This window comes from Nonomuraea lactucae, from assembly GCF_003313395.1.
GTDB lineage: Bacteria > Actinomycetota > Actinomycetes > Streptosporangiales > Streptosporangiaceae > Nonomuraea > Nonomuraea lactucae.
Genome location: NZ_QNFZ01000123.1, coordinates 1 through 12,818 on the forward strand (window position 1 = coordinate 1; position 12,818 = coordinate 12,818).

Sequence of the window (12,818 nt, forward strand, 5' to 3'; positions counted from 1 at the left end):
CAGACGGGCTGGCCGGGCTGTCCGGGAGTGTTGCGCGCGATACGGAAACCGCCACCGTCGGCGATCCGCACGTAGTCGCCGCGGTTGTCGCCGTCCAACTCCATGATGTCGGTGCGGCCCTCAGGCGTGGTCATGCCGGTGGCGATCACGCCCAGCGCCCGCCAGCCGGGCCCGGCCTTGGACTGGTCCGGCTCGGAGCTGCACGGCGGCAGGCTCCCCGGCACGCCCGGCAGTGAACCAGTGGAGACCGGAGCCGCGAGCCAGCCCTTCTGCTCCACGTCGACTATCGCGTCATAGAAGGCGTCGGCCATCTTGAGGTAGCCGCTGTCGCCCGGATGCGCCGGCTGGGACAGGTCGGCCGTGGTGACCTCGCTCATGTCGACCAGCTGCACATGCTTGCCCTGGTTCCGGCGCTGCTTGACGATCGCGGGGATCCGAGCGTTGTAGGCGTCGATCCGCGGCTGCAACCCGTCCTTGGTGGCCGGCACCAACGTGGCCACCAGCACCGTGGCGTCCGGAGCGTCGCTGAGCACCTGGTCGATCAGGCCGCCCAGCCGCTCCGGCGCCGTCGGCAGTTGGTAGTCCTGGTTCATGTCGTTGGTGCCGGCGTGCAGCGTCACCACGTTCGGACGGTACGCGGGTACCGAGCAGTCCGCCGCGTCATTCTGGATCTGGTCGATCCGCCAGCCGGAATGACCCTCGTGATCGGTGTCCGCGAACGAGCCGTCCTCCATGGTCCCCACGAAATCGACCTCGCGGCCGAACCCCTTCAGGCGGTCGTACACCCGCGCCCGGTACCCCTCGTTGGTGGAACTGCCGACACCCTGAGTGATCGAGTCACCCAGCGGCATCAACCGCACCTTGGCGACGGTCACCGAGAGGCCGAGCTCACGCGCCTTGCGGAGGACGTAGTCCAAGGCGGGCGCGGCATACTCGCCCAGCTTGGTACCGATGGAGACCAATGCGGGTTTGACCGTGCTGCCGAACCAGCCATAGCTCTTCTTCGACAGGTCGATGATGGACCGGGCGACGGCTATCAGCACATTGCGCAGGTTGCCGCTCACCCACGGTTTGACGTAGGCCTCCCAGACGCTGTTACCGATCACGCCCAGAATGAAGGCCGCGAAGGCCGCGAGCACGACTTCCTTGGTGGACGGCGCGCTGCCGGGCACGAGCGCGTAACCGACCAGGAGGGTGGTGACGGCCTGTACGCCGGCGGACAGGTTCGAGCACCACAGCACGGCCAGCGGGGGTGCCCCGCTGAACCATGGAATGCACATCGCGTAGGTCAGGAAACGCGCGGCGTATCCGGACACCATCGTGATGATGGTCCGCACCCACAACGCCAGCTCGGCATGAACGTCGTCCTCCAGGATGACGAAGGTCACCCCGTCGGATCGCGCCTCGAGTGTGCCGTCGAAATCGTAGCCGTCGAACGAGAATCCAGGGTCTGGGAACTCATCGTTCGACGCCTCGTACACCCGGTTGATGGCCTCGCTCAGGGGAAGTTCGTCCTGGTGCTGTTCCTCCACGGCCGCGTGGAGCGCGTCCGCGTCCACGTCGTCGAAGGTGAACTCGATCAGCAGATCGCCGTCGGCGACGTTCAGCGTCGACCCGGCGGCCTTGGCCTCCGCCCCGCACCGGATGCCCACGCTCCCGGACATGGTCACGGCGGCTCTGGAGGACTTGGTCAGGCCGCAGGCGGACTGCGCCTGGGCGGGGATCTTGGTAAGGCCCAGGGTCAGGACGATCACCATCCCGATCGCGACCAGGCGGTGGAAGTATCGGGCACTTCTCATGGGCGGGCCTCAGGTGGCACGTGGACTCACTCCCATCGAACGGAGCGGGATGCCCGCGGCCTCACCGGACCCGTCAGACCTCCACCCGCACGGCTCGACTCGACGGTCCGCGCGACGTCGCAGGTAGTCGACGCCCCGGGTCGCACGCCCGAGCACCTCCGCATTGCGGTGATGAGAGTAGGAGAGCTCGCCCCTCTTCCACGGAACGCGAAATGACCATGGAGGGAACGGCGCTTTGCGAGTCGGATTGGATTCCCGCCGGGGCTACCCGCCCGGGCCGGCCATGCCGTCCGCCGCCAGCCGGTCGAGGACGTCGCCCATGTACGTGAGGGCCTGGCGGTCGCTGATCTGGTTCCCCGGTGTGGGCGGGTGGGAGCCGTACCGGCTGGCGGAGACTCTGTCGGCGGCGGTGACGACGAGGGTCCGGGCGGCCATGGCGCCGAAGTCGTTTCTCGTCTCCAGGTACGCGAGCATGCGCGCGGCCTCGTCGTGACGGTCCAGCGCCGCCATCATGTTGATGAACTCGATGCAGACGACGCTGGCGGCGATCACGTTGTCGGTGGCGACGAGCTCGTCGATGAAGGCACGGAGAATCCGGAACGCGCGCCGCCGGTGGCCGCGGCGGAACGCCGTCTGCGCCTGGACGGCCTTGCTGGCCGAGAGTGAGCCTTCAGGGACGTCGAAGGTGGCCGCCTCGTCGAAGTATCGCTCAGCGTCGTGGGGCCGTCCCTGGAACGAGGCCGAATAGCCGAGGGTCTGCAGTGCCCAGTGCCGGAGCGTGGGCGGGCCCTGCGAGCGGTACCGATCGGCCATGGCCGAGACGGTCCGGTCGACCTGGTCGAAATGGCCGATGCCGAGCAGCGTCCCGGCCGAGTTCATCTCGAGGAACGCCGCCGTGGACGGCTCGCCCTGGCTGCGCAGGTCGGCGGCGGCCACCGGGAGCCACCGGCTCAGGGCCTGGCCGTCCCCGCGGACGTACGCGCGAGCGTAGCGGCTCAGCGGCCGGTCGGGCCGGCCGACGCGGTCCGCCAGGTCGTCGTAGCCGGCGGGGTTGCCGTTCTGGGTGTAGCGCTCGGCCGCCCACAGAAGCCAGAAGGCCCGCAGGTCCTCCTCGTCCGGCGGGACGATGGCGAGGATCCGCTCGGCCCAGTCGCCGATCTCCTGCTGGCCGCGGAGCGTGAGCTCGGTCGCCACCGGCCGGACCAGCGCGCCGGCCAGCCGCGGATCGCCGGCCGAACACGCCCACGTGACCGCCGCGCGCAGGTTCGGCCAGAGCTCGCGCAGGCGGGCGACCCCCTCGATCTCGCCAGGACCGGCCAGGAGCTCACCGACGCGGGTGACCTCGCGCAGGCACCAGCGCGCGTGCCGTTCGGCGGCCAGGTCCACGCGGCCCTGTTCGCGCAGGTGTGCGGCGGCGAACTGGCGCATCGGCTCGAGCAGCCGGAAGCGGGAACCGAACGGGCCGGGCTCGACGGTCACCATGGACCGGTCGACCAGGGCGCTCAGAACGCCGTCGACCTCGTCGGGGCCGCGCGTCGAGCCGTCGGCGACCGCCTCCACCGCGTCGAGCCGGAACGGTCCGTTGAACACCGACAGGCACTGCAGCAACGCCTGCTCGGGAGACGTGAGCAGGTCGTAGGACCATTGGATCGCGGCGCGCAGGCTGCGATGCCTCGGTGCGCCGGTCCGGCGGATGCCGGTCGCCCTGAAGTGATCGTGGACCCGGGCCAGCAGTTCGGCCGGATGGTGGCTGCGAACGCGGGCGGCGGCCAGCTCGATCGCCAGCGGTACGCCGTCGAGCCGGCGGCAGAGTTCGGCGACGTCGTCCCGGTGCGCGTCACGCTCGTAGGTCCGGTCGGCGGCGAGCGCGCGGACATGGAACAGTTCGGCGCCCGCGGCGGGATCCAGCGGGCCGACGACGAGCACCTGCTCGCCGTCGACGTCGAGGCGCTCCCGGGACGTGGCCAGCACGCGGACATGGGCGCAGCCCAGGGCGACGGCCTGGACGAGCCGCGCCGCACCGTCGAGGACGTGCTCGCAGTTGTCGACGAGCAGCAGCGCGGGACGGGATCCCAGAGCGGTGACGATCGACTCGGTGAGGCTCCGCCCGGCCCGCTGCGCGACCCCGAGCGCGTCGGCCACCGCGCGCGGCACATCGCTGGACGAGGTCATCTCGGCCAGCTCGACGAACCAGGCACGCCATCCGCGATCGGCGGCCACGCGACGCCCCGCCTCCAGGGCCAGCCGCGTCTTGCCGATCCCGCCCTGCCCCACCAGGGTGACCACCGTCGACCCGGTGATCACGTCGTCGACGGTCCGGAGGGCGTCGTCCCGGCCGATGAGAGGACTCAGGCGGCGCGGCAGGTTGCCGTCCTGCCCGCCTGGCGCCGACGCCGACGCCGACGCTGGCGCTGGCGCGGACGCAGACGGCGACGCCGACGCTGGCGCTGGCCCTGACACGGACGCGTCAGGCTCGAGCAGCCGCTCGTCCTCACGGAGGATCAGCGATTCCAGCTCCCGCAGGCGCGGTCCGGGTTCGATCCCGAGCTGCTCGACGAGGTGGCTCCGGGCCTGCCGGTACGCCGCCAGAGCATCGCCCCGGCGTCCGGTGCGGGCGAGCGCGGTCATCAGCAAGGCCCAGAGCCCCTCCCGGTAGGGATGACGCCCGACCAGCTCGGTCAACGCGGCGATGGACGCGTGCGGGTCGGAGTCCACCCTGCGGGCGAGGTCGACCTCGACCGCGCCGAGCCATTGCTCCGTGAGGCCGTCCACCATCGCGGCGAGGCCCGGGGCGTCCACGCCCGCCAGCGGGATTCCCGTCCACTCCGTGAGGGCCGCGCCGACGTCACCGTCGCGGAGGTGCCGCCGGAAGCGTGCGACGTCGACCGCGTCGGGCGTCACGTCGAGGCGGTACGCGGCGCCGACCCGGCTGATGGCGTCGGACCCCAGTCCTTTGCGCAACCGGGCGATGTGCCACTGCAGGGTCTTCGCCACGGTCCGCGGCGGCGCGTCGCCCCACACCAGCTCGATGAGGCGGGTGACCGGGACGGAGGAGCCGGGCGTCATCGCCAGGGCGCCCAGCAGTGCCTGGGTCCTGCCCGACCCGACGTCGATCGGCCGCCCGTCGTCGGTCTCGGCACCGACGCCGCCGAACACCCGGATCCGGACCACAGGCTGCTCCCGAACCTCGATCTCAGCCGAGCCTGCCACGGCCCGGCCACGCGGGCGACGCGGCGGCGGGACGCCCCCAACCGCGAGCACACCGCCCGCCCACCACCGGCACACCGGGCTCGGCCACGGTGGGAGTCACCGTGAGAGTCACCGTGGGAGTCACCGTGGAAATCACGGTGGAAATCACGGTGGGAGTGCGGCCGGCGGCGCTGTCGCAGCCAGCGGGCCGGACCGAGCCCTCGTTCGGACGACATCGGACCATAGGAGTCAGGGTATGCGCAGGCGGACAACGGCACGAGCCGTCGGTGTCCTTTTCATCATCGCGACGGCCGCGGGCGTGCTGAGCGTGGTGCTTCTCGGGCAGCCGGGCACAGAACTCCCACGAGAGGCCGTGATACAGGGCGCTCGGACCACGACGACCGGTGCGCTCATGGTAGTGATCATGGCCGCCGCCATCGCGATGATCCCTCCGTTGATCTTTCCCGTGCTGAAGGAGCACGGCGAGTCGCCGGCGCTGGGGTACGTCGTCTTCAGGACGCTCGAAGTCGTCCTCGTGCTTCCCGGCGCCATCGGTCCGCTCATGGTGGTGGCCGTCAACCGGGACCCGTCGAACGTCGACGCGCGCCTCCAGGCGGCGTACTCGTGGTCGCAGACCTACGACGCCTGGGGATATCCCACGAGTTCGATCTTCTTCTGCCTGAGCGTCCTGCTGCTCAACTGGGTGCTCTACCGGTCAAGGCTCGTTCCCCGGCTGATCTCGGCCTGGGCGCTGATCGCGGTGGTGCCCTACCTGGCCGACGGCCTCCTCGTCATGTTCGGCGTGCTCGGCCTCTCCTCACCGCTGCACACCGTCCTCATCGTGCCGCTGATGGTGAACGAGATGGTTCTCGCGCTCTGGCTGCTCATCAGGGGCTTCGACCCCGCCACGCCACCCGCCGGCGCGAGAGGGAATGAAATGCCTATAAAGGCATATTAGTCACAGGCGTATCTGGCGCAGGCCCACCTCCTATGCGGAGCTGAAAGCGTAGAATGAGGGCCATTGGGCCTCAAGCAGTGAGGAGGGCCGCTTGAGCCTTGGTCAGGATACGTTCCCCTCGCAGTCCGGATACCGATCCCTGTCGCGGCGCGGCCTCATCGCGACGACCGCCGGACATATTCTCGAATGGTTCGACTGGCACATCTATGCGATCTTCTCTATATTCTTCGCCCCGCAGTTCTTCCCCCCGAGCAACGCGGGCGCGGCGCATCTCCAGGCGCTGCTGATCTTCACCGTCGGTTTCTTCTTCCGGCCCCTCGGCGCGGTGGTGCTGGGGGGCTTCACCGACCGGCACGGCCGACGGAAAGGGCTTACCCTTTCGGTGCTCATCATTGCGAGCGGGAGCACCGCAATTGCGATATGCCCGACTTATCAGGAAATCGGGATGCTGGCTCCGGTCATTCTGCTCGCCGCCAGGATGGCTCAGGGATTCTCGACCGGAGGAGAATTCGCCGCCGCGTCCATCTATCTCGCCGAGGTGGCCCCGCCGGGACGCCGCGGTTTCTACTCCAGCTTCATCTACGTCACCGGGACGATGGCCTTACTCGCGGCGACGCTCCTCGCCGAGCTGCTGGTCGGGCTGTTCGGCGAGGAGGGAGTGACCGAGTGGGCTTGGCGCGTGCCGTTCGCGATCGGCGCCCTGCTCGGCTTCTACGGACTCCACCTGCGGCGCTCGCTGCGGGAGACCGGCCCCTACCTGAGCGACAGAGACCTGCGGGTGCGCCGCCCCACCTGGGAGATGCTGCGCCGCCACCCCGTCAGCGGGCTGCGCGTGGTCGGGTTCACCGTCGGCGCGACGGCGGTCTACTACACCTTCGTCGTCCACCTGCCGACCTACGCGCAGAAGGTCTACGGCATATCGCCCGGCTCCGCGCTGTGGGCGTCCATCGTCGCGCAGTTGACCATGATCGCGGCGCTCCCGGTCTTCGGACTGCTGTCCGACCGGTTCGGCCGCAAGCCGCTGCTGATCGCCTTCGCCGCGGGCTATGTGGTCCTCACGGTGCCGCTCTTCGCCCTGCTCAACTCCTCGGTCTGGTCGCTGCTCGCGGTCATGAGCACCGGGCTGGTGCTGTTCGCCTGCTACGCGGCGATAGCCCCGGCGGCGATGGCTGAGCTGTTCCCGACGCAGGTACGTTCGGTCGGGCTGGGCATGCCCTACGCGCTCACCGTCGCGGTTTTCGGCGGGACCGCTCCATACCTGGTGGAGACGCTGACCAGGAACGACCGCGCCGACCTGTTCCCCTGGTACGTGTCCGCGCTGTGCCTGGTGAGCCTCGTGGTCTACCTCACCGCGCGGGAGACCAAGGCGATCGACCTGGAGGAATGCTGAGCGGGATGAGGGGGCGGCGCGGAGCGCTGCTGGGCGTCGCGACCGCCCTGCTCACGATTCCCATCGGCGTGGCGGTCAACCAGGTGCTGAACGAGGGCACCTGGAGCCTGCCGTGGATCGGCGTCGCCCTGCTGTCGGTGATCGTGGCGTCGGTGGCCGATCGCCGCTGGATCGCGGACGCCAGACGGGAGGACGGGCCCGCCGCTCCGGCCCGCCGATGGCCGCGCCCCGACTTCGGCCGGCAGTACGCCCAGTACGTGTTGAGCAGCTTGCGGTTCATCGACCAGAAGGGGCTGCCCACCGTCGGCTTCCACACTCCGGAGCTGGACGAGGTCTTCGTCGAGGTGCACCTGGCCAGGCGTGCGCCGCACGACGTGTCGAGCGACCCGCTGGCGGATCTCCCGGGCGACGTGACCGAGCGGCTGTCCCTCGGCGACTTCCTCGACCGGCCGGAGCCCGCGATCCTGGCGGTGACCGGGGCGGCGGGCAGCGGGAAGACGACCCTGCTGCGGCGCACCGCGCGCGACATCTCCAGCTCGCCGAAGGGCCGTCGCCGCAGGGTCGCGGTCCTGCTCAACCTGCGGGAGCACGTCGATGCCGTCGTGCGGGACCCGCGCGTGCCGCTCCCCGAGGTGGCGCGCGCCACGCTGGGCCGACTCGGCGCCACGGAGCCCCCCACCTGGCTGGAGCGGCAGTTCACCGAGGGGGCGTGCGTGGTCCTGTTGGACGGGCTCGACGAGATCGCGAGGGACGAGGATCGGCGGAAGATCTCCGGCTGGGTGGAGGACCAGATCGCGCACCACCCCGGCAACGACTATGTGATCACCTCCCGCCCGTACGGCTACCGCACCGCGCCGGTGCAGGGGGCCCTCGTGCTCCAGGTGCGGCGGCTCACCGACGAGCAGGTCGAACGGTTCGTCCGGAGCTGGTATCTCGCGGTGGAGCGCCGCAGCACCGGCGAGCGCGACGACGACGTGCGGTCCAGGGCCGCGGCCGAGTCCGCCGACCTGCTCAGCAGGCTCCGCGCCAACCCCGGTCTCTACGACCTCACCGCCAACCCGCTGCTGCTGACCATGATCGCCAACGTGCACCGGTTCCGCGGCGCGCTGCCGGGGAGCCGGACCGACCTGTACCGGGACATCTGCGAGGTGATGCTCTGGCGCCGGCACGAGGCCAAGGACCTCGCTCACGAGCTCAAGGGTGAGGACAAGGAGACCGTCGTGCGGGTGCTGGCCTATGCCATGATGGAGCGCCAGGTGCGCGACCTGCCGCGCGGCGAGATCGTTCCGCTGGTCGCACCGGTCCTGGAGCGGCTGGCCACGCCCGTCCCGCCCGACCGCTTCCTCGACGACGTGGGCGCGAGCGGCCTGCTGATCGAGAAGGAGCCGGGCCTGCACTCCTTCGTGCACCACACCTTCCAGGAGTACCTGGCCGCCGAGCACATCCACGACCACCGGCTCGTCGGCGTGCTCGCCGACGCCGTGGACGACGTCTGGTGGCGGGACACGACGCTGCTCTACTCCTCCCGGGCCGACGCCGACGCGGTCATCGCCGCGGCGCTCGAATCCGGCACGGTCAGCGCCCTCACCCTGGCCCTGGACTGCGTCGAGCAGCGCGCCGACGTGGCCCCTGAGCTGCGGCGGCGGCTCACCGACGTGCTGACCGGCGGTCCGCGCGACGACATCGACCCCGAACGGCGCCGGCTGCACACCCGGGTGGTACTCACCCGGCACCTGCATCGCCTCGCCCCGGTGGCGGGCGACGGTCTCCTGTGCGTCCAGCCGATCAGCGCGCTGATCTACCGGCTGTTCCAGCGCGATGTCGCGGATTCGGGCGTCGACCGCACTCCGGGCACGCCGCTGCCGGCCGACCCAGACGCGCCCGTGGCGGGAATCCGCGCCGAGGACGCCGCCGCTCTGGTCCGCTGGGTCAACGACCTCCTCGGCGAGGACCTCTACCGCCTGCCCACCCAGGAGGAGATGCGCGACGCCGCCGCCCGCAAGCTGATCGCGGCGGACGTGCGGAGCGTGTGGACGCACAGCGACCTCGGACCGCGGCGCAGGTGGACCCTGACGGAGACCGGGGAGACCGGCGCCACCCCGTTCAGCGAACGAATCGTGATCGCACGGGTCTGACGGAAGGAGGTGGGACCGGGTGCTGATGCGGCGAGTCGTCCCCTCGGGGTGGCGCTACCGCAGGTCCCTGCTGAGCAGCCTGCGCTTCATCGATCTCAAGGGCCTGGCCACCATCGGCTTCCACACCCCCCGGCTGGACGATGTCTACGTCGACGTGAGCCTCGCGTACGGCACGCCCGACCAGATCTCCCAGGGCGTGCTGGCGTGCCCTCCGTCCGGAACGGCCGAGCGCCACTCGATCCGGGACCTGCTGGACCGGCGGGAGCCCGCCGTGCTGGCGATCGTCGGCGGTCCGGGCAGCGGCAAGACCACGTTGCTCTGCCACACGGCCCGGCGCATCTGCCAGGCCCGCCTGGGCCGGCGGCGGCGTGCCGTACCGATGGTCCTGTACCTGCGCGACCACGTGCGGGCGATCGTCTCGCGCCCGGCCGCGGCGCTGTCCGGTCTGGCGTGTGAGGCCATCGGGGACGCCGAGCCCGCCGGGTGGCTGGAGCAGCGGCTGCACGCCGGAGACTGCGTGGTGATGCTGGACGGCCTCGACGAGGTGGCTCGCCAGGAGGACCGCGAACGTGTCGCCGCGTGGGTGGAGTGCCAGATCGCCCGCTACCCGCGCAACGACTACGTGATCACCTCACGCCCCCACGGATACCTCGCCACGCCGATCGCCGGGGCGGCACTGCTCCAGGTCCGAGGCTTCACCCGCGAGCAGGTGGCGCGCTTCGTCAGGGGCTGGTACCTGGTGGTCGAGACGCACAGCGCGGGGGGCGCCGGGGCGGAGGCCGGGCAGCGCGCCGAGGCGGCGGCCGCCGACCTGCTCGACCGGACCGACCGTACCCCTGCGCTGCACGATCTGACCGGCAACCCGCTGCTGCTGACAATGATCGCCAACGCGCACCGCTACCGGGGAGCGCTGCCGGGCAGCCGGGCGCGTCTGTACGGCGAGATCTGCCAGGTCATCCTCTGGCGTCGGCACGAGGCCAAGAAGCTCCCGCTGGAGCTGGGCGGGGACGAGAAGGAGGTGCTGCTGCGCAGGCTGGCGTCGGTGATGATGGCAAGGAGAGTGCGCGACCTTTCCCGTGCCGAGGTCGTCGCCGAGCTCGAACCGGTGATCCGCCGCTTCTCCACGCGGATGACCGTGCCGGACTTCCTGGCCGACGTGGGGTCCAACGGGCTGCTGATGGAGCGGGAGAACGGCCTCTACTCCTTCGTGCACCACACGTTCCAGGAATATCTGGCCGCCGCGCACATCCGCGACAAGGGGCATCCCGGCATCCTGGCCGACGCGGTGGACGACCTGTGGTGGCGGGAGACGACGTTGCTGTACGCGGCGCGGGCCGACACCGACCCGATCGTGCGGGCCTGCCTGGCCTCGCGCAGCGTCACCGCGCTGTCCCTCGCCTTCGACTGCGCGGAGCAGGGCGGCCAGCTCGCCCCCGAGCTGCGGGAACGCCTGGACGAGCTGCTCGGCTCCGCGTTCGCCCGGGACGCGGACCCGCGTCTTCGCCGCCTGCTCGCGGCCGTTCTCGCCACCCGGCACCTGCGTTCCCTGATCGCCACCGGCGGCGGCGGGCGGGTCTGCGCCAGCCCCATCCCCCACGGCATCTACTGGCTCTACCGGCAGGACACCGGGTGCCCACCTCCGGACGGCCCGCCGTCGCTCCGGTCCGTCCCCGACGAGCGCGACCGGGACATCCCCGTGGCCGGGGTTCGGGGCGCCGACGCCCTCGGCTTCGCGAACTGGATCAACGGCGTCACCGGGACCGAGACGGGCTACCGGCTTCCGAGCCACGAGGAGATGGAGGACCCGGCGGTCCGCCGCGCGCTCGACGTCCGCGCTCCGAAGGGCACCGCCTGGAGCGCGTGGCTGATGCCGGAGAACACACCGCGGCCCGGGCCGGAACGGCGAAGGCCGCCGCATGTCCTGTGGACGCCGGCCGGCGCGAGCCACCCGCACCGGATCGACCCCGTGACCCTGGCGCGGCACGTCTACGACGACGTCGCACGCTCGACCCCGACCCTGATCCGGATGCTGCTGCTGCGGGCGATCGTGACGGTCCGCGCCCTGGCGCACGGCCTGGACCTGGTTCCCGTCCTCGACATCGCCCTGGACCAGGTCCTCGACTACGCCTTCGACCTCGGCCGCACGGTGGACCACGTGGGCCGGCTCGACGAGAACTTCCCCCTCGGCCGCATCAGGGCCGTCATCAGCGACCTCAACCAGGCGCTGAACGAATCGCCGGACCGCGCCCGCGACCTGGCCGCCGCCCTGGACCACGACCTCAACCGCGCCGTCCCCGGCCCGGTGGAGCCGCTGGACCTGGTGCTCGGCGTCGGCTTCCAGCCCGTCATCGACGACGCTCTCGCGCGCAACCGGGCCTTCAACCGGGCTCTGGAACATGTGATGGGAAGCCTGTTGTCGTTGACGCTCTCCCGTGTCCTGCGCCACGACACTCCCGCGGCGCGGTGGCTCCCCGAGTTCGCGCGCGAACTCGTCCAGCAGGCCATGATCTCCCCGCCCGCGTTCACCCCCTCCCCTGACCTCCTGCCGCACCAGGCACGGCACGCCGGACGCGAACTCCTGGAGCTGCGCGCGCCCGCGTCGCCGTGGCTCGCCCAGGTCGCCGGCGGCCTGGCGGAGACCGCCTGGGTGTTCGAGCGGCGGTGCCCGCGCCGTGAGACGGCGACAGCCGTACGGCTGGCGGCGCTGTGCCTGGCCGCCGAGGCCGACGCCCACGCCGGCGGCAGCCTCAGCCGGACCTTCCACGAGATCGCGGCCGGTGTCACGCTGCTGGAACGGCGCGCCACAGGCCAGTCCCCCCCGACCGAGACCATCGTCCTCGCCACTGGCTGAGGGGGCGGTTCATCCGTCGGACCGGTCCTGCCATCGGCGGACCAGTCGCCACTCCTCGTCGATGATCATCGTGGCCCGGCCGCCGGTCTCGCACGCGGGCCGGCCAGGGTCCCCCGTGGCGGCGAAACGGATCCAGGCGCCGTGCGTGCGCGGCGCGAGGTCCGGCGGTGGGTCGTCCCGTCCGAGCAGCGCCCGGGGGCCGCGCAGGGCTGGGATCCGGGTCTGGTGGAAGACGAACGGCAGCTCCACGCAGTGGCACGCGCCGAGTCGGCCGTCGAAGCGGCCGAGCGCCAGCGGAACTCGTACGCGTATGTCCGGCCCGGCGCCCGCTCGGCGTGAGCGTCCGCCAGCCGGACGCCGCCCTCGGCGAAGACGCCGGTCATGAGGTCGGCGAGGAGCTCACCCGCCGACGCGTCGGGGCGGCGGGCCCGATAGGCGGCCACCACCGCGTCCGGGCGGCGGGCCCGATAGGCGGCCACCAGCGCGTCGGGGTCGG

At 71.3% G+C, this 12,818-nt stretch carries 7 protein-coding genes; 4 read left to right on the forward strand and 3 right to left on the reverse strand.

The window, feature by feature from the left end; genetic code table 11:
- On the reverse strand, positions 1–1,799 hold a 1,799-nt coding region (locus DQW85_RS08470; RefSeq protein ID WP_240197025.1), incomplete at its 3' end, for an SGNH/GDSL hydrolase family protein.
- Positions 1,800–2,063: 264 nt separating this feature from the next.
- Positions 2,064–4,970, reverse strand: a complete 2,907-nt coding sequence (locus DQW85_RS08475) for an AfsR/SARP family transcriptional regulator (RefSeq protein WP_113699817.1) — start codon at positions 4,968–4,970, stop codon at positions 2,064–2,066.
- 274 nt (positions 4,971–5,244) lie between these two features.
- On the opposite strand from DQW85_RS08475, the gene DQW85_RS08480 reads away from it, so the two are divergent.
- From DQW85_RS08480 to DQW85_RS08495, 4 genes are all read left to right on the forward strand, one after another.
- Positions 5,245–5,946, forward strand: coding sequence for a DUF4386 domain-containing protein (locus tag DQW85_RS08480; RefSeq protein WP_113699818.1), 702 nt, complete (start codon positions 5,245–5,247; stop codon positions 5,944–5,946).
- Between the two features lie 91 nt (positions 5,947–6,037).
- On the forward strand, positions 6,038–7,336 hold the full coding sequence (locus DQW85_RS08485; protein ID WP_113699819.1) for an MFS transporter: 1,299 nt from the start codon (positions 6,038–6,040) through the stop codon (positions 7,334–7,336).
- Between the two features lie 5 nt (positions 7,337–7,341).
- A complete protein-coding gene (locus DQW85_RS08490; RefSeq protein ID WP_162794837.1) occupies positions 7,342–9,471 on the forward strand; it encodes an NACHT domain-containing protein in 2,130 nt (709 codons plus the stop codon).
- A 25-nt stretch (positions 9,472–9,496) separates the two neighbouring features.
- A complete protein-coding gene (locus DQW85_RS08495; RefSeq protein ID WP_240197026.1) occupies positions 9,497–12,322 on the forward strand; it encodes an NACHT domain-containing protein in 2,826 nt (941 codons plus the stop codon).
- A gap of 9 nt (positions 12,323–12,331) precedes the next feature.
- Here DQW85_RS08495 and DQW85_RS08500 read toward each other — a convergent pair whose 3' ends face one another.
- On the reverse strand, positions 12,332–12,571 hold the full coding sequence (locus tag DQW85_RS08500) for a hypothetical protein (RefSeq protein WP_113699822.1): 240 nt from the start codon (positions 12,569–12,571) through the stop codon (positions 12,332–12,334).
- Between the last annotated feature and the right edge of the window lie 247 nt (positions 12,572–12,818).